Here is a 19039-nt window from a genome sequence, read left to right as displayed (position 1 = left end):
GCCGAACACAACTCTAAAACCTGCTTTACCATGAAAAAGCTTCTTCTATGTTTTTTCGTCATTACGCTTTGCAATGCCTGTACAAAAAAAAACAAATCACCATTAGTTGGTAAATGGAAGCTAACACATGTACTGGTCGATCCAGGAAATGGAAAAGGCGCCTTTCAAAAAACGAATCAAGAAAAGGTTATCGAATTTTTTAATGATGGCACCTTAAAAACAAACGTATCTTACTGCCCATTAGACAATGATAAGATTATTGGAATGTCTGGAACGTATGATATGAATCATACTCAGCTTATTATGGCTTGTACATCTTCAGAATCTAAAATAAATTTTGAAATAAACGATTCTAAGTTGATCATCGATTATCCGACTCAATGCATGGAACCTTGCAAAGAAAAATATACCAAAATTGATTAATCACCTTATTTTTTAAACAACCGAACTAAATCTAAAATCGCATAAAATCTTATAATCACTAGTAAAAAATCTCTCATCTTGTTGTATAGAAAATATACAGTGCAGGCCATTGCACAAGAAATTGGTTTTAATAATTCTGAAGCATTTTCTAAAGCATTCTATAAAAAGACAGGGATTTACCCTTCATATTTTATTAAAAAATTAGAAAAACAAAAAAATGGTAAGGCTAATCAATCTTCTCGTTGATATTTCTACTCATCTGTAGAATATTTTCTATACTTCCTTCGTTGAATACAAAAACTCTCTTTTATATACTATGCAACGAATGAAAATAACTGCTGGTCATCAGCAAGCTATGCCATATATAGTAGTAGAAAAAGCTGAAGATTTTATTGATTTCATTCGAAAAATCTTTCAGGCACAGGAAATGATACGAAGCCTGGATGTTGATAACAGAATACAACATTCAGAAATTAGGATCGGCGATACTACTATTCTTCTTACAGAAGCTTCACAACATAATCCTGCACATCCCGGGTGCATGTATGTTTATGTAAAAGATACTGATCAAACATATTATGAAGCAATAGATGCCGGAGCCAAATCCTTGATGGAACCTATGGAAGAAGATTATGGAGCCAGAGGAGCCGGTTTTCAAGATCCATTTGGTAACACCTGGTGGATTGCTACATTAAATTAAGTTTGATCAAAAACGATTACGTTATATCTAGTTACATCCTAAATCTTGTTGAGATTGCACATCATTAACCGGAAAGCATAATCCTGATTTCAATGTTTCAGGCACATATCGATTAAGATCAGTATCCCGTAAGCTGATTTCAATAAAAGCTGTGAGGTTATCTATTTCCTGATCTGTCAAATCAATAGTACCAAATTGAGTTGCCAGATTTTCATCTGTTACTTCTATTGATTGCGGGATTCCTTTATTTTTATATACCACAACATCTCTTACCGATGTAAATGTTCCTCCGTGACCATAAAAACCATTATCGGTTATATTATAAAGAGTTGGTGTTTTAAATTTATAGTTATCATTTGGATTTTTAGTAAAACCTCCTCTTCCTTTCTTTACATTTTCAAAACCTGCACTATCTAGCACCAATGCTTTATTAGAATTATCAAAATCCCCCATCCCAAAAGCATGAAAACTCTTATCGTTTAATGCTGGACCAGTATGACATTGATAACATTTTCCATTACCAAAAAACGAAATTGCTCCTTTCTTTTCTGCATCACTCATAGCATCATAGTCTCCTTTTAACCATTCTTGCCAAGGCGATTTATTAGCAAGTAATGTTCTTTCATAAGCAGCCATGGCAAGTCCTGCATTCTTAGTAGTATATCGTTGGCTCTCTATAATATCACCAAAAGCCTTATCAAACATTTCCTTATATCCGAGTGTATTTACAAAATCCTCGTCAATTAATAATCTATGTACTCCCTGACCTTTTATTGCTTGAACTTCTATGCCTTGAAATCCTAAAAAATTCTCTTGAATATTTGTCCAATTACTTTCTGTTCCCGCATTAGTTCCTGTACCTCCAAATTGTCCATTCCATAACATTACATCTTGGTACGCCACGTTTAAAAGAGTAGGTGAACGAAGTGGTTGGATGTCAACAGAATCAACAGGAACATTAGTATTTATTAATCTACCATTACCATTGGTTCCAAAACCTACACCACATTCTCCAATACCTTGTCTTAATCCTGAGCTAAATCCTGCTGCAACTTGATGACAAGAGGCACAAGAATATGTAGCTTTCATCTCATCTATTTTTGGATTTCCACCAAGAGCCGTTTCATGCAATAATAACTTTCCTAATTCAACTTTTTCCTTAGTAATTGGATTTAGAGGATCCTGAGGTATTTTAAGATAATCATCACTTTGTGGTAAAATAAAATAAGCAAGACCTTTGTCTTCAGAAATATTAGTTAAAAGAGTTTTTAAGTCTTTATCCAAACCTGATGCTATAGGTACATAGTCATCATCATTAGCGCAAGAAAATAAAAGTAATGTAATAAGTATAAGAGTAGTTATTTTTCCCATAGATTTCCCTTTATATAAAATATTAAGATTTGTTTTCTGGCGCGAATGTAACAAAAACTAATACAATACAAAAGGGGAATTTACCCCTAAAAACCTTTAATTTTTATGTTTAGAAAAATCGCTTTGTTTTTGAAAAGATATTCATAACAACTAGTGCTACCAATGCTGGTAATAACCAAGCTAAGCTATATACTCCTAAAGGAAGGACTTTTAAAACCGGAGCAACATAATCCTGCATTCCTATAGACCCTAAAAAATCAGGAATACTAAATAAAATAGTTACGATAACAACAGTTCTAAATACTAATGAAGAAGTGAATCTATTGGGCAAAACATTTAATAGAATCAAAATGATGGTTATAGGGTAAATAAACATAAGTGCCGGTATAGCCACATTGATGATATAGTGTACATCAAACTGTCCCATTAAAACACCTAAAACACAGGCTACAATTGCAGTAATAAAATATGCTTTTTGAGATCCATTATACATACCTTTTATAAAATCTGCCGTACCAGTTACAATACCTACGGCTGTAGTAAAACAAGCTAACCCAACTAGAATACTTAAAAATACTTTACCAATATTGCCTAGGGTTTTTAAACTCATCCCCGATAATAAATCTGTTCGGGAAATATCAGTGTCAAAATCAGCGCCAAATAATGCACCGCTATAAATCATCCCTGCATAAATAACAAAAAGACCTACTCCCGCCAAAATACCTGATCCAATAATTAGTTTTCGATTTCTATCAAAATTATTTTCTCCTTTAATTTTTAGAGAAACAATAATAACGCCACCTACAACAACGGCTCCTATTGCATCAAATGTTTGATAGCCTTCTAGCAACCCTTTAATAAAAGGAGTTTCAAATTCTGAAGGGTTAATCGCAGGTGTTTGCATTGAAAAAATACTAATACATATGATACTAAGTACAACGATAAATATAATAGGAGAAAGAAATTTGCCTAATAAGCTAAGAATCTTAGATCGATTAAGTACAAAAAGCAACACTAATGCAAAATAAATAGTACTGGTCAACCAGGCATTTGTGCCAAAAAATGGTTGAATTGCCATCTCATGAGTAACAGATGCTGTTCTTGGAGAGGGCAATGTGATCGAGATCAAATAAACCAGTATACAATAAATAAGACTAAATGTAGGAGATACTTTCTTTGCAAAATCAAGCATAGTTCCTTGTAAGCGAGCATGTGCAAAAATTCCTAACAAAGGAATAACTACTGCCGAAATAGCAAAACCCATAATAACCAGAAACCATGCATCACCCGCTTTATACCCCAAAAGTGGAGGAAGCATCAAGTTTCCTGCACCAAAGAACATTGAAAATAATGCAAATCCAGCAACAAAAGTTTCTTTATTAAATCTCATTTAGTTAGGTATTTATGTCCCTTTAAAAAGCAATAATAATGAAACCATAATAAGCATACAAAATAATCGTAATAGTATTTGTAAATAGAAAAGCAATAACAAGCTGAAAATTAATATATAACTATAGCTAAAAAACTAAGTACATTCATAAAAAAATATCCATTTACATTTTAAAAAAGTATTGTTTCTAGTTTCTTTGCTCTTTAAATTAAAAATCAAAATGATAGTAACATATAAAGGGATTAAAGTAAATTATAACACCTCTGGAAAAGGTACTCCTATAATCTTTCTACATGGGTTTTTAGAAAATTCTACTATGTGGGAAGAAACCATCGACCTTATATCAAGTTCATATCATTGCATTTCGATAGATCTTTTAGGTCATGGTCATACCGAGTGTATCGGATATATACATACTATGGAGGATATGGCACAAGCAATCAAAATTGTTTTAGATCATCTAGATATCTCTACCGCTTCTTTTGTCGGTCATTCTATGGGAGGATATGTAGCTCTCGCATGCATAGATCTTTTTCCAGATATAGTTTCGGGATTAGTATTGTTAAATTCTACCTCATTTCCTGATAGTGCCGAGAGAAAACAAAATCGTAGTAGAGCCATTGATATTGTTAAGAATAGTCCTAATGCATATACCAGCATGGCAATTGCTAATCTTTTTGCCGAAGAAAACCGATTGCGATTTGCCGACAGAATAAACATAATCAAAGATCAGGCTTCAAAGATTTCTTTGCAAGGAATTATCTCTGGTTTAGAAGGAATGAAAGTGAGAAAAGATCATACATCTCTTTTGTCCAATTTTAATAAGCCTAAAATCATATTTGCAGGAACTAAAGATCCTATCTTATTATATGATCAAAGTATTAAAGAATCTAAACAATGTAATATCAATCTTGTTAGCTTTGATGGGGGGCATATGTCATATTTGGAGAATAAGGACGAATATGTTGCAGAACTTTCCCAGTTTCTGAACTCTTTTTAATACAAGTCTTAGAAGATAATAAACCTATTTTTAGTTTCTTTAAAAACTAGACAGTTTTATGTATTTTTTAGACGAAATGCCTTTTTCGTGGTCAAAAAACACTACAAAAGGAGTATTTCGACTAAAAATCAATGATTTATGGTGATTTTTTCTTACAAAAATGCAGATAATAATAAAAAAAAGATTATTATTGTATTGATAATGAACCCGTAACCCTTTTCTATGAATTTTTAACCCCCTAAGAATAATGAAAAAAACTACCCCATCCTCCGCATTTTCTTTTTCAAAAATTTACTGCTCTCTATTTGGCCATGACTATCTTCTTTCTAAAAATGTTACCCATCACATTAAAGAATATACCTGTTCTCACTGTGGTGATCAAGCAACTACTAATAGTAGAGGTCGATTAGAAGCAATGACACCTAAATTAAAAGAAATTAACAATGCTTTAGCCTCTGTGCATGCTAAGAAACAGGCAAGAACTAATCGTGATACTCCATTTCAGGCAGCTTCATAATTATTAATTATTCCTCGATTGGATTCCATCCCTGAGCTTGTATGGCTATCTTTTCATTTGCTCTGGTTACTAATCCTATTCCACTTTTCTCATCTGTTATATGACCTATAACTGTAAGACTGGGATTTGCTTTTATTTTAGGATAATCTTCTTGTTTCATTGTAAACAGTAATTCATAATCTTCTCCTCCATTTAGTGCTACTGTTGTACTATTCATTTTAAATTCTTCGCATGTAGATATAACTGTTGGATCTAATGGGATTTTTTCCTCATATAAATTTACTCCAACTTTAGATTGAGAACAAAGATGTATTATTTCTGATGATAGTCCATCACTTATGTCAATCATACTTGTTGGTTTAACATCTAATGCTTTAAGAAGTTCTGATATGTCTTTACGTGCTTCTGGTTTAAGTTGCCTCTCAATGATGTAAGCATATTGATCCAGATCTGGTTGTGAATTAGGATTAACCTCATAAACTTGCTTCTCTCTCTCTAATACCTGAAGCCCTAAATATGCTGCTCCCAAATCACCAGTTACAACCAGAAGGTCATTTTCTTTGGCCCCATTACGATATACCAAATCTTCTTCATTTGCATATCCAACAGCCGTAATACTAATAAGTAACCCGGTTGTTGAAGAAGTTGTATCTCCTCCTACTACATCTACATTATAAATCTTTGCTGCAGTTTCAATTCCTGCATATAATTCTTCTAATGCTTCCAAAGGAAACCTGTTTGATACTGCAATAGAAACTGTAATTTGTGATGCTGTTGCATTCATTGCATAAACATCAGAAAGATTAACCACCACTGCTTTATATCCTAAATGCTTTAATGGAACATATGACAAATCAAAATGTACTCCTTCTATCAATAAATCTGTTGTTAATACACATTTTTTATTTTCAAAATCCAAAACTGCTGCATCATCCCCAATCCCAAGAGAAGTTGTTTTTTGGTTGATCTCAAAATTCTTGGTCAAATGGTTAATCAGTCCAAACTCTCCTAATTCAGATAGTTGTGTCTTTGGTGTATTCTTATCTTCAATCATTTTGCAAAGGTAGGTAACAAAGTGATTTCAATTCATAAAAAACTTCTGATTTTTCAACCTTCTAAACTTAACACAGGAGTCTTGTAGCTTGCGGATATTAAAACAATACTCAAAAAAGTTTAGTACATTTATTAAAATTGAAAACATTATGAAAAGGTATTTTATGTGTAATTTGTTATTATTTACAACTCTTATAGGTTGTAGTGGTGACGATAATGGTAATGACGTTTTTAATAATCCATCTGTTGCTACAAATGACGTTAAATCTGGTCCCTGTGAAAATGGCCTTGCGGGTGGGTTTTACCCTTGTAGTGGATATGATTTGATCACTAGAATATCGTTGACAGAAATGTCTGCGGGTGCTGGCAATGATAGCTGGGGGTGGACAGACCCACAAAGTGGTAAAGAATATGCATTAATAGGACTAGACAATGGTACGGCTTTCATAGATATTTCTACACCTGATAGTCCTATATATTTAGGTAAACTACCAACCGCAACTGTAAATAGTCCGTGGAGGGATGTAAAAGTCTATCAAGATCACGCTTTTATTGTAAGTGAGGCTACAAATCATGGAATGCAGGTTTTCGATCTTACAAGACTACGAAATGTAACAAATCCACCTCAGACCTTTACTTCTGATGTGCATTTTACCGATTTTGGAAGTGCTCATAATATTGTTATTAATGAAGATTCTGGATTTGCATATGCAGTAGGAACAAGTAGGTCCGGAACTTATCGAGGAGGTCCTGTATTTATTAATATACAAGATCCTAAAAATCCAATTGCTGCAGGAGGTTTTCTTTCTACAGGAGATAGAGCCTATAGCCATGATGCACAGGCAATTAACTATCAGGGGCCTGATGCAGATTATACAGGTAAAGAAATATTAATTGGTAGTAATGAGATAGAAGTTGTAATCGCAGATATTACAGATAAGAATAATCCTGTTACGATATCAACTATTAAATATACAGACGTAGGGTATACTCATCAAGGGTGGTTTACAGAAGACATGAGATATTTTATATTGGGCGACGAAACCGATGAACAAGGAGTTGGGTTTAATACCAGAACTATAGTTTTTGATTTTGAAGATCTTGATAACCCTAAGTTTCATATGAATTATACAGGTCCTACAGCTGCCGTAGATCATAATGGATATGTAAAGGGAAATCTATTTTATCTGGCGAATTATAGAGCTGGAATTAGAATACTTGACATTTCTGATATCGGAAATAAAAATATGACAGAAATTGGCTTTTTTGATACTTTCCCATCAAGTGATAATGCAAATTTTAATGGTGTATGGAATGTATACCCTTATTTTCAAAGTGGAAATATTGTGATTAGTGATATCCAAAGAGGGCTTTTATTGATTCGAAAGAGTACTCCTTAAAAATATAATTCTATCCTCTACATAGATCAAAATACGATCCCAGTCAAAAACTTTAATTGCTCTTTATAGATTTTGCTTAAAATTGAAAAATACATATCACTTTAATACAATTCCTCATTTTTTAACTCATAATTATGTGAAAAAGTGTTAAAAAAAGTTAAAGTAATACAAACTACACATAGAATTCACAAATACCTATATATAAAATCGATAAATTAGTTAATTATTTAAAAACTAAACTATTAGCATATGACATAAACTTCAGTTTCTAAACAAACTCTTAAACCACAAACTCAATGAAAAATCTAACTACTCTTCTGCTGTTATTATCAGCAGTATTCTCTTATGGTCAGACCCCTTGTCAAAATGGGCTGGCAGGTTCTTATCCTTGTAACGATTACGATTTAATGTCTCACATCACTCTATCTCAAATGAGTGCTGGAGCTGGTAATGATAGCTGGGGATGGACAGATCCACAAAACGGTAATGAATATGCAATTATCGGTTTAAATAACGGAACCGCATTTATAGACATTTCAAATCCAACTAATCCCGTTTATCTTGGTAAATTGCCAACAGCTACCTCCAATAGTGATTGGAGAGATGTAAAAGTGTATAAAAATCATGCTTTTATAGTAAGTGAAGCTGCTAATCACGGAATGCAGGTTTTTGACCTTACAAGACTACGTAACGTAGCAAATCCTCCTCAAAATTTTACAGCAGATAAAAGGTATACAGAATTCGGAAATGCTCATAACATTGTAATCAATGAAGATTCTGGATATGCCTATGTTGTAGGTGCCCAAAGAAGTTCTGGCCCATATAAAGGAGGTCCTCTTTTTATTAACATCCAAGATCCAAAAAATCCAACCAACGCTGGTGGATTTCTATCTGGTGGACAACGTGCATACACACACGATGCCCAGGTGGTAACTTATAATGGTCCTGATAGTAGTTATTCTGGTAAAGAAATACTAATCGGTAGTAACGAGATAGAAGTTGTGATTGCAGACATTACAGATAAAGCAAATCCTGTTACTATTTCAACCATTAAATACTCTGATGTTGGATACACTCATCAGGGCTGGTTTACAGAAGACATGAGGTATTTTATATTAGGAGATGAAACCGATGAGCAAGGAGTTGGGTTTAATACCAGAACCATAATCTTTGATTTTCTGGATTTAGACAACCCTAAAGAGCATATGACTTATACAGGTCCTACGGCAGCAATTGATCATAATGGCTATGTAAAAGGAAATAAATTTTACCTAGCTAATTATCGTGCAGGTATTAGGGTTATTGATATTTCTGATATCGGAAATAAGAATATGACCGAAATTGGATCCTTTGATACCTATACCTCTAGTAATGGAGCTGCCTTTAATGGAGTATGGAACGTATATCCATATTTTAATAGTGGGAACATTGTTCTAAGTGATATCGAAGGAGGGTTTTTCTTAATACGAAAAAGTGCACCAGCTGTATGTCAGGCAACTGTTCCTACAGGAGTAGGGTCTTCTAATATAAATGCAACTTCTGCTACTATCAATTGGACAGCTGTATCCAATGCGACCTATGATTTAAGATATCGTCAAACTGGTACTTCTTCCTGGACAACGACCGCGGTAAACGGAACTTCTAATACTATAACTGGCTTGTCTGCCACTACATCTTATGAAGCACAAGTAAGAAGTAAATGTCAAGACGGCACTTCTTCTAACTACAGTAGCTCTGTTAATTTCACAACTACAGATGTGCAAGTAAATTATTGTAATTCTAATGGAAATAGTGTTTCTGATGAATATATAAGTAATGTATCTATCGGGAGTATAAATAATACATCCGGGGCATCCAATGGTGGTTATGAAGACAACACCTCTATATCTACCAGTCTTGCAAAAGGCACATCACATACAATCACGATTACTCCAACATGGTCAGGTACAGTATACAGTGAAGGGTATAGCGTATGGATCGATTTTAATCAAGATGGTGATTTTGCAGACTCTGGAGAACAAGTATGGTCACAGAATGCAACGAGGACTACCCCCGTTAGTGGAACGTTTTCAATCCCATCTAGTGCATCAGCGGTATCGACCAGAATGCGTGTTTCTATGAAATATAATTCTATCCCAACATCCTGTGAATCGTTCCAATATGGTGAGGTAGAAGATTACACGGTTACTATTACCGAGGGTAGTGGTGATGTTTGTGCCGGTGGAGTATCATCATTTCCATACAATGAAAGTTTTGAAAACACTTTAGGTTTATGGACACAATCATCATCAGATGATATCAATTGGACAGTAGATGCCAATGGAACTCCATCAAGAAATACAGGACCATCAAGTGCAAGTCAGGGAACATATTATCTCTATGTAGAGGCTTCTGGAAACGGAACAGGGTTTCCTAGTAAACGTGCAATACTAACATCTCCTTGTTTGGACTTAAATGGTACTGCTTCTCCTACATTCACATTTGCATATCATATGTTTGGCGCATCGGATATGGGGAGCATAGCAGTTGAAGCATCAACAAATGATGGTGCTTCATGGACAAGCATTTGGAGTAAAACCGGTAATCAAGGAAATTCCTGGAATACCATTAATCTAGATCTTTCTCAATATATTGGTGAAGCTTTAAAACTAAGATTTAATAGAGTTACAGGGGCTACCTGGCAGGCTGATATTGCCATTGATAACATTTCTCTTACAACCAGTGTTGCTGCCAACTCTTCTTTGATTTCAACAGAAAACATATCTTTTTCGGTCTTCCCAAATCCGGTTCAGGGATCGATCATGAATATATTCATGGGTGACAAAAGTGCTTCTAAAGAACCTTCAAATTTTGAAATCAAAAATTTTGTAGGGCAATTAGTAGGTAAAGGAGCCGTTAAAAATACTATAGATGTTTCTAATTTGAAAACAGGAGTTTATTTTTTACAAATCACCACCAAAAAACAAGGTGTTATTACCAAGCGTTTTGTAAAAAAATAATGTCTTTAAAATATACTAACAAATGGATCGCTCTAAATTCTTATTCAATGTACTTCTCGTCTGTATTGCAACATTAGTTTTAATTGCTTGTGGTAGCGATGATGAAGATAATGTGACACCCGTTCCTCCTTTAGAAGGGTTTTTGGGTGAAATAGACTGGGTAAAAACATTTGGAGGAAGTAATGAAGATAATGCCCTATCAGTAGTTGAAACTACTGATGGGGGTTATGCAATAGCTGGATATACCCAAAGCATTGATGGAGATATTACAGATAAAACTGCTCCAGATAGTGATTATTGGTTACTCAAAATAACTAAAGAAGGAGAAATTTCGTGGAGTAAAACTTATGGAGGCTCTGGAGATGAAAGAGGGGAAAAAATCATTCAAACTACCGATGGAGGATTTGCCTTGGTAGGATATAGCAGAAGCGCAGACGAAGATGTAAGTGCAAATGCCGGATTACAAGACTACTGGATCGTAAAAACAGATGCTTCGGGAGGTATACAATGGGAAAAGAGTTTTGGATTTCCTGGAATAGACAGAGCCTTTTCTGTTGTACAAACTCGTGATGGCGGATACTTTATTACAGGTTTTCTTGATGTAACTGCTAGTGGTGGAGAAGGCAATGACAACAAAAGTGGTTTTTCAAAACACGGAGTCGGAGAATTCTGGGGTATTAAACTCAACTCTTCTGGAGAAAAAGAGTGGCGACGTTTTTTTGGAGGCACCAATAATGATCGTAGTTATGATGTAGTACAAACTCAAGATGATGGGTTTTTAATGATAGGGTCTTCAGAAAGTATTGATTTTGATGTTACTGCCAGTAAAGGAAGTTATGATTTTTGGGCCGTAAAAATTAATAAAGAAGGTACCAAATTATGGGAAAAATCATTTGGAGGATCAGAAATTGATGTAGGATATGCCATTGCAGCTACCGGTGACGGAAAATTTCTTATCGTAGGAGATTCAAGAAGTGCAGATGGTGATATTTCTAGTGCCAATGGAAATGCTGATCTTTGGTTGATACAAATAGATGGCAATGGTAATCTACTTTGGGAAAAATCATTGGGAGGTACTGCTTTTGATACCGGAAGAGCTATCGCCAAAATGCAAAACGGAGGTTTCATTATTACAGGTAACTCTAGAAGCAATGACATCGATGTGGCACAAAACAAAGGGCAAAGTGATGTCTGGAGTATGATTATAACCCCTAATGGAGAAATTCAATGGAAACTGGCTAGTGGTGGTAGCCAAGCAGAATTTGGAGAAGGCTGCATAGAAACAAGCGACAAAAAAATAGTTGTTGTAGGCAGTTCTGAAAGTAGTGACTTTGATGTCCCTGGTAATAAGGGGTCCAAAGACCTATTAATTATTAAATATAAATAAACACAATGAAAAATATAATATACATCCTCATAGCAACATTGGTCATCGTTTCTTCCTGTAAAAATGACGACGAGGGAACGATAAAAACATTTGGAAATGTTGTACTTGATTTTAAAAATACAATAAATAGTAATGGTATCGAATTAACTACTGATTCTTATACTAACGGAAGTAATGAAGCCTATATCATTTCAGAATTAAAATATATTATAAGTAATGTTGTTTTAATTAAAGCTAATGGTGAGGAGTTTACGTATCCTGTAGATCGAAGCTATTTCTTAATTAACGAAGAAGTTTTAGAAAGCAAAAAAGTAAACCTTTCTGATATTAGTGCCGGACAATACACTAAAATCAGGTTTGGTTTTGGGGTTGACCAATCAAAGTATCCACTTAACGGAATGGCGAACTTTATTCCTACCGCAGAAGAAAGCGGAATGTTATGGAGTTGGTCTGCCGGATATAAATTCCTTAAATTTGAAGGAACATATACCGCAAATGGTGCAGCTAGTGCTGATTTTTTAATTCATGTAGGAAGTCATGGTACCACTTTGGACAACTATAAAGAAATAACACTCGAATTACCCAGCACATTGACCATCGAAGAATCAAAATCACCAGAAGTGGCAATTAATGTTGATATTGCAAAGATATTTGATGGTACAAATACGCATTCACTAGAGGTAAAAAACAGTATTCAGGTAGATGCAGAATTTGCTCCAAAAATTGCAGAAAATATAAGTACTATGTTTACCGCAACTAATGTATCTAATTAAAGTAACATTTTGAAATTATTATCATATATAGTTATTATCCTTATCGGAACCGCATGTAGTTCTGATAAGGATAATTATGTTCCTATAGAAAATGCAAAATTAGAATTTACTATACCTTCAAACTTTCCAGATCCAACTTATGATATAGCACTTAATCCTCCTACAGAAAAAGGTTTCGAATTAGGAAAAAAGTTATTTTATGATGGTCGCCTGGCCTCTGATGGTGTGATTTCTTGCGGTTTTTGTCATATTCAGGATTTTGCATTTACCCACCACACACATATTGTAAGTCATGGTGTAGGCGGTGCTTTAGGCACTCGCAATGCACAGCCCTTACACAACATGGCATTTATGAAAGAATTCACATGGGACGGAGCTGCAATACACTTAGACCTTCAGCCTATTATACCTATTACTGCAGAAGTAGAAATGAATGAAACCTTCAATGGTATTCTTAAAAAATTAGAAGAGCAACCAGAATATGTAAAATTATTTGCAGATGCCTTTGAAGATCAAAAAATCAATTCTGATAACATGCTTAAGGCAATTTCTCAGTTTATGATTATGATGATTTCAGCAAACACCAAATACGACAAGATAGAAAGAAATGAAGGTTCTGTATTTACCGCAGAAGAAGCTGCGGGTTTTGAACTCTTTAAAACCAAATGCGCCTCTTGTCATAAAGGTACATTATTTACTGATCAGTCGTATCGCAATAATGGTCTACCTATTGACCCTTTGTATAATGATATAGGACGAAAACGTGTTACAGGATTAACCGAGGATATACAAAAATTTAAAGTTCCTAGTTTAAGAAATATTGAACTTACTTTCCCTTATATGCATGATGGTAGATTAAAAACTTTAGACGATGTTTTAAATCATTATAGTGATGGTATGGTTGATTCTGAAACCTTAGATCCCATGCTTAAAGATCAAACTGGTGCCTTGGGAATCCCAATGACAGCCGAAGAAAAACAACAAATCATTGCTTTTCTAAAAACGCTTACCGATGATGATTTTGTAAATGATACTCGTTTTTCAGAATTTTAAAACCTTCTATCTATATCATTATAGCTTTTACCTATTCCAATATATAACAGATATATGTTAGGTTTTGTGTATAAAATCTACTTATGTAGTATATTTGCATTTCATTTAGAATTAATCTATATTATAAAAGTATGATTAAGGTATCAGACATAGCAAAAAATAAGGTCATCGAATTGATGAGTGACGATGGATATGATGCAGTTACCGATTATGTGCGTGTAGGTGTAAAAAGTGGAGGATGCTCTGGTTTATCATATGATCTAAAATTTGATAAAGCGCAAGAGGAAGGAGATAAAGTATTTGAAGATAATGGTGTGAAAATCATTGTAGATAAAAAAAGTTTCCTCTATTTAATTGGTACAACTCTAGAGTATTCTGGTGGTTTAAATGGTACTGGTTTTGTATTTAATAATCCTAATGCCAGTAGAACTTGTGGCTGTGGAGAAAGTTTTTCCCTTTAATCGATAAAAAAGATCCTGAATTAATTTAGGGTAATAAAAATGGCATATACTGAAGACGATTTAAAAAAAGAATTAGAGACCAAAGAATATGAGTATGGATTCTATACCGATATAGAATCTGATACTTTTCCTGTTGGTCTTAATGAAGATATAGTTCGTGCGATTTCTAAGAAAAAAGAAGAACCCGAATGGATGACAGAATGGAGGCTTGAAGCTTTTCGAGCATGGGAACAGATGGAAGAACCCGAATGGGCTAATGTTACTTATGAAAAGCCTGATTTTCAGAATATATCTTACTATTCTGCACCAAATAAAAAACCTAAATATAATAGTATTGATGAGGTAGATCCAGAATTACTCGATACTTTTAAAAGACTAGGGATTTCATTAGATGAACAAAAGAAATTAGCAGGAGTAGCGGTAGATATTGTAATGGACTCCGTATCTGTAGCTACAACATTTAAAGAAACCCTTGCAGAAAAAGGAATTATATTTTGCTCTATTTCTGAAGCTATTCAAGAACATCCAGAATTAGTTAAAAAATATATTGGAGCTGTGGTTCCGCAGAAGGATAATTTTTATGCTGCCTTAAACTCTGCTGTTTTTAGTGATGGTTCGTTTTGTTATATTCCTAAAGGTGTTCGTTGCCCAATGGAGCTATCTACCTATTTTAGAATCAATCAGGCAGGTACAGGTCAGTTCGAGCGTACTTTAGTTGTGGCAGATCAAGGAAGTTATGTAAGTTATCTTGAAGGATGTACTGCTCCTTCTCGTGATGAAAATCAATTACATGCTGCTGTTGTTGAATTAATAGCATTGGATGATGCAGAAATAAAATATTCTACAGTACAGAACTGGTATCCTGGTAATGCTGAAGGAAAAGGAGGGGTTTATAATTTTGTGACCAAAAGGGGAATTTGCGAAAACAACGCTAAAATTTCTTGGACACAAGTAGAAACAGGATCAGCAATTACCTGGAAATATCCTTCTTGTATATTAAAAGGAGATAACTCTGTTGGAGAATTTTATTCTATTGCAGTAACCAATAATTTTCAGCAAGCAGATACAGGGACAAAAATGATACACTTAGGCAAAAACACTAAAAGTACTATCATTTCTAAGGGTATTTCTGCAGGGAAATCTCAAAATAGCTATCGAGGATTAGTGCAAATAAGTAGTAGAGCGACCAATGCACGTAATTTTTCACAATGTGATTCATTATTGATGGGCAATGAATGTGGCGCACATACGTTTCCTTATATAGAAACTAAAAACAAAACCGCTCAAATAGAACATGAAGCAACTACAAGCAAAATAGGAGAAGATCAAATTTTTTATTGTAACCAGCGAGGAATCGATACAGAAAAAGCAATCGCTTTGATCGTTAATGGTTTTAGTAAAGAAGTGTTGAATAAGCTACCTATGGAGTTTGCAGTAGAAGCTCAAAAACTTCTAGAGATTTCTTTAGAAGGTTCTGTAGGCTAATTGTAAAACCATCAAATCTACATTAATGAAAAAAACATGTATTTTAATTGCACTAAGTCTTATTCTTTTTTCCTGCAAATCCGAAAACAAAAATGAAGAACCTAATTTAATTCGTGGCGAATTTATTCTTATAGATGATGCGGCAGTCTTAAAAGGTAATGATTTTATATATGGTGTGATAATTAATGATATCACTCTTGAACTCGCTAAAAAAGTAGAACCTCTGCAAAGAGAAGAATATGACATGGTTCCTGTTGTAGTAAAGGGAATCATAAAACCCAACCCAGAACAAGGGTGGGAAGAAATAGTAGAAATAAAAGAAATTATCGGAGTAAGTGCGCCAACTTCAGAGTTGCCCACTAAGATTAAGTCTCCAGAAGAAGACAAAAACTCTGAGCTAGAAAAAGATAAATAACTAAATTATATCTCATAAGAGATAAAAGCTTTGTATAACATGTTAGAGATAAAGGATTTACACGCAAGTGTCGAAGGGAAAGAAATTTTAAAAGGTCTTAACCTAAATGTAAAAGCAGGAGAAATACACGCAATTATGGGTCCTAACGGTGCCGGAAAAAGTACATTAGCCAGTATCGTTGCAGGGAAAGAAGAATATGAGGTTACCAAAGGAGGAATTCTTCTGGAAGGAGAAGATATCGAAGAACTTGCAGCAGAAGAACGTGCTCATAAAGGTGTTTTTCTATCGTTTCAATACCCAGTAGAAATTCCTGGTGTAACGGTAACTAATTTTATGAAAACCGCCATAAATGAAACACGAAAAGCACAAGGCCTTGAAGAAATGCCTGCCAAAGACATGCTTAAAAAAATTCGTGAAAAATCCGAATTGTTAGAAATCGATCGCAAATTCCTATCTCGTTCTCTTAACGAGGGATTCTCTGGTGGTGAGAAAAAACGTAATGAAATCTTTCAGATGGCAATGATGGAGCCTAAATTGGCAATCCTAGACGAAACAGATTCTGGGCTTGATATAGATGCTCTACGTATTGTGGCCAACGGAGTGAATAAATTGAAAAGCGAAGACAACGCTATTGTAGTAATTACTCACTATCAACGTCTGTTAGACCATATAGTTCCAGATTTTGTACATGTATTATATGACGGTAAAATCGTAAAATCTGGCACTAAAGAATTAGCTTTAGAACTAGAAGAAAAAGGATACGATTGGATTAAAGAAGAAATAAACGCATAATTGTAGTTTTTGGTTTGTTAGTTTAAAGTTTCAAATTAGCTAAAATATGGCAACTATAAAAAGGTTCGAAGATTTAGAAATTTGGCAAGAAGCCCGAAGATTGAGTAAAGAAATTATTCTCTTATCAAAAACAACTGGCTTAGAAAATGATTATAAACTAAAAGATCAAATTAAAGGTTCTTCTGGTTCAGTAATGGATAACATCGCTGAAGGTTTTGAACGAGATGGAAATATAGAATTTAGACAATTCCTTTCTATAGCCAAAGCTTCTTCAGGAGAAACAAGATCTCAATTATACAGAATCTTCGATTCAGGATATATTGAAGAAAAAGCATTAAAGATATTAGTTAATGATTATGAAACCTTAAGTAGAAGAATTTCTGGTTTCATTAGTTATTTAAATAAAAAAGAGTTTAGAGGCGTAAAATATAAAGAATCCTGACCTTGAAACTTGAAACTGTTTCTTAAGAAACAAAACTTGAAACTAAATATGGAATTGAAAGATAAATTGGTGTCTTCTTTTTTGGCCTTTGAAAACACGGTAGATGTTGATACAGCTGTTCATGATATCAGAAGTCAAGCTATTAAAACTTTTGAAGAAAAAGGATTTCCTACCAAAAAAGAAGAAGCGTGGAAATACACCTCTCTAAATACTGTACTAAAACACGATTACAGTATTTTTCCAAAAGAAGAAAATGCTTTAGATTTTAAGGATATAAAAAAGTACTTCCTTCATGATTTGGATACATATAAAATTGTATTTATTGATGGTAAGTATTCATCTCATTTATCTGAAACAACTCATGATAAAATCGACGTATGTTTAATGTCATCAGCATTAAGCAATGAAAAATATCGATTAATAATTGAAAACTATTTTAACAAAGTAGCTCGTGAAGATGGGCTTACTTCCTTGAATACAGCTTTTTCTAGAGAAGGAGCTTATATCTATATTCCAAAAAATAAGCTAGCGGATAAGCCTATACAGATTGTACACTTTTCTACAGGAAATGAAGCTGCCCAGATGTTACAACCTCGTAACTTGGTTGTTGTTGGAGAAAATTCTCATGTACAAATCATTGAGCGTCATCAGAGTTTAACAGATAATCCTGTTCTTACGAATTCGGTAACAGAGATTTTTGCAGACAAAAGAGCAATCGTAGATTACTACAAAATTCAGAATGATAATCAAAATGCTTCTTTGATTGACAATACCTATATCGAACAACATGCACAAAGTATAGCATCAGTACATACTTTTGCTTTTGGAGGAAATATCACCAGAAACAACCTTAATTTCTATCAAAAAGGTGAAGGAATCGACTCTATACTTAATGGTATAACAATTATTGAAGGAAAGCAGCATGTAGATCATAATACTCTGGTACATCATACAGCACCAAATTGTGAGAGTCATCAGGATTATAAAGGTATTTTTGATGAAAAATCTACAGGTGTTTTTAATGGAAAAATTATTGTAAATAAAGAAGCGCAGAAAACAAATGCTTTTCAATCTAATAACAATATCTTGTTAAGTGATAAGGCAACTATCAATTCTAAACCGCAATTAGAGATTTTTGCAGATGACGTAAAGTGCTCGCATGGTTGTACTATTGGACAATTGGATGATAATGCATTATTCTATATGAAATCCAGAGGTATTGGAGAAAAAGAAGCCAGAGCTTTATTAATGTATGCATTCGCAAACAATGTGTTATCTAGTGTAAAAATACCTCAGCTAAAAAGCAGAATTAACAAACTAATCGCCACTAAACTCGGTGTAAATATTGGTTTCGACCTATAAGATAAACTGCTTTAAC

At 34.0% G+C, this 19039-nt stretch carries 19 protein-coding genes and 1 pseudogene; 17 read left to right on the top strand and 3 right to left on the bottom strand.

All coding sequences use genetic code 11. The features are described 5' to 3' along the window. Window positions 1-30 precede the first annotated feature (30 nt). From DG435_RS17375 to DG435_RS17370, 3 genes are all read left to right on the top strand, one after another. Window positions 31-423, top strand: a complete 393-nt coding sequence (locus DG435_RS17375) for a lipocalin family protein (protein ID WP_106791806.1) — start codon at window positions 31-33, stop codon at window positions 421-423. A gap of 78 nt (window positions 424-501) precedes the next feature. Next, window positions 502-669, top strand: coding sequence for an AraC family transcriptional regulator (locus DG435_RS25620; RefSeq protein ID WP_159025502.1), 168 nt, complete (start codon window positions 502-504; stop codon window positions 667-669). Window positions 670-748: 79 nt separating this feature from the next. After that, window positions 749-1123 carry a glyoxalase/bleomycin resistance/extradiol dioxygenase family protein gene (locus tag DG435_RS17370; RefSeq protein WP_159025501.1) on the top strand — a complete coding sequence of 125 codons (375 nt, stop codon included), beginning with the start codon at window positions 749-751 and terminating at the stop codon, window positions 1121-1123. Window positions 1124-1150: 27 nt separating this feature from the next. Here DG435_RS17370 and DG435_RS17365 read toward each other — a convergent pair whose 3' ends face one another. After that, complete coding sequence (locus tag DG435_RS17365; RefSeq protein WP_106791804.1) at window positions 1151-2494, bottom strand: cytochrome-c peroxidase; 1344 nt, start codon at window positions 2492-2494, stop codon at window positions 1151-1153. Between the two features lie 109 nt (window positions 2495-2603). Then, complete coding sequence (gene brnQ, locus DG435_RS17360) at window positions 2604-3884, bottom strand: branched-chain amino acid transport system II carrier protein (RefSeq protein ID WP_106791803.1); 1281 nt, start codon at window positions 3882-3884, stop codon at window positions 2604-2606. 220 nt (window positions 3885-4104) lie between these two features. On the opposite strand from brnQ, the gene DG435_RS17355 reads away from it, so the two are divergent. Together DG435_RS17355 and DG435_RS17350 are read left to right on the top strand one after the other, a co-directional pair. Then, window positions 4105-4884 carry an alpha/beta fold hydrolase gene (locus tag DG435_RS17355; protein WP_106791802.1) on the top strand — a complete coding sequence of 260 codons (780 nt, stop codon included), beginning with the start codon at window positions 4105-4107 and terminating at the stop codon, window positions 4882-4884. Window positions 4885-5131: 247 nt separating this feature from the next. Further along, window positions 5132-5401, top strand: coding sequence for a hypothetical protein (locus tag DG435_RS17350; RefSeq protein WP_106791801.1), 270 nt, complete (start codon window positions 5132-5134; stop codon window positions 5399-5401). A 7-nt stretch (window positions 5402-5408) separates the two neighbouring features. Here DG435_RS17350 and thiL read toward each other — a convergent pair whose 3' ends face one another. Further along, entirely contained in the window at window positions 5409-6455 is a 1047-nt protein-coding gene (thiL, locus tag DG435_RS17345) for a thiamine-phosphate kinase (protein WP_106791800.1), read from the bottom strand. A gap of 148 nt (window positions 6456-6603) precedes the next feature. Between thiL and DG435_RS17340 the strand changes: the two genes are divergently transcribed. From DG435_RS17340 to sufD, 12 genes and pseudogenes are all read left to right on the top strand, one after another. Further along, window positions 6604-7854: a choice-of-anchor B family protein gene (locus DG435_RS17340; protein ID WP_106791799.1), complete on the top strand. Its 1251-nt coding sequence runs from the start codon at window positions 6604-6606 to the stop codon at window positions 7852-7854. Window positions 7855-8150: 296 nt separating this feature from the next. Continuing rightward, window positions 8151-9329, top strand: a pseudogene (locus DG435_RS25975) (choice-of-anchor B family protein); the annotation flags it as partial. Then, on the top strand, window positions 9318-10853 hold the full coding sequence (locus tag DG435_RS17335) for a GEVED domain-containing protein (protein ID WP_234387062.1): 1536 nt from the start codon (window positions 9318-9320) through the stop codon (window positions 10851-10853). The pseudogene DG435_RS25975 and the gene DG435_RS17335, both read left to right, overlap by 12 nt. Window positions 10854-10875: 22 nt before the next feature. Beyond that, a complete protein-coding gene (locus DG435_RS17330; RefSeq protein WP_106791798.1) occupies window positions 10876-12240 on the top strand; it encodes a hypothetical protein in 1365 nt (454 codons plus the stop codon). Between the two features lie 5 nt (window positions 12241-12245). Next, window positions 12246-13013, top strand: a complete 768-nt coding sequence (locus DG435_RS17325; RefSeq protein ID WP_106791797.1) for an MbnP family protein — start codon at window positions 12246-12248, stop codon at window positions 13011-13013. A gap of 9 nt (window positions 13014-13022) precedes the next feature. Further along, window positions 13023-14066, top strand: coding sequence for a cytochrome-c peroxidase (locus DG435_RS17320; RefSeq protein WP_369872183.1), 1044 nt, complete (start codon window positions 13023-13025; stop codon window positions 14064-14066). 131 nt (window positions 14067-14197) lie between these two features. Next, a complete protein-coding gene (locus tag DG435_RS17315) occupies window positions 14198-14527 on the top strand; it encodes an iron-sulfur cluster assembly accessory protein (protein WP_024768558.1) in 330 nt (109 codons plus the stop codon). A gap of 39 nt (window positions 14528-14566) precedes the next feature. Beyond that, window positions 14567-16012 carry a Fe-S cluster assembly protein SufB gene (sufB, locus tag DG435_RS17310; protein WP_025666176.1) on the top strand — a complete coding sequence of 482 codons (1446 nt, stop codon included), beginning with the start codon at window positions 14567-14569 and terminating at the stop codon, window positions 16010-16012. Window positions 16013-16037: 25 nt separating this feature from the next. After that, a complete protein-coding gene (locus tag DG435_RS17305) occupies window positions 16038-16427 on the top strand; it encodes a hypothetical protein (protein ID WP_024768560.1) in 390 nt (129 codons plus the stop codon). A 39-nt stretch (window positions 16428-16466) separates the two neighbouring features. After that, entirely contained in the window at window positions 16467-17219 is a 753-nt protein-coding gene (sufC, locus tag DG435_RS17300) for a Fe-S cluster assembly ATPase SufC (protein WP_106791795.1), read from the top strand. A gap of 46 nt (window positions 17220-17265) precedes the next feature. Further along, complete coding sequence (locus DG435_RS17295; RefSeq protein WP_106791794.1) at window positions 17266-17661, top strand: four helix bundle protein; 396 nt, start codon at window positions 17266-17268, stop codon at window positions 17659-17661. Window positions 17662-17709: 48 nt separating this feature from the next. After that, on the top strand, window positions 17710-19023 hold the full coding sequence (gene sufD, locus DG435_RS17290) for a Fe-S cluster assembly protein SufD (RefSeq protein ID WP_106791793.1): 1314 nt from the start codon (window positions 17710-17712) through the stop codon (window positions 19021-19023). The last annotated feature ends 16 nt before the right edge of the window (window positions 19024-19039 follow it).

It is taken from the genome of Aquimarina sp. Aq78, assembly GCF_900299525.1.
GTDB lineage: Bacteria > Bacteroidota > Bacteroidia > Flavobacteriales > Flavobacteriaceae > Aquimarina.
This window is presented reverse-complemented; position numbering and strand designations above follow the sequence as displayed.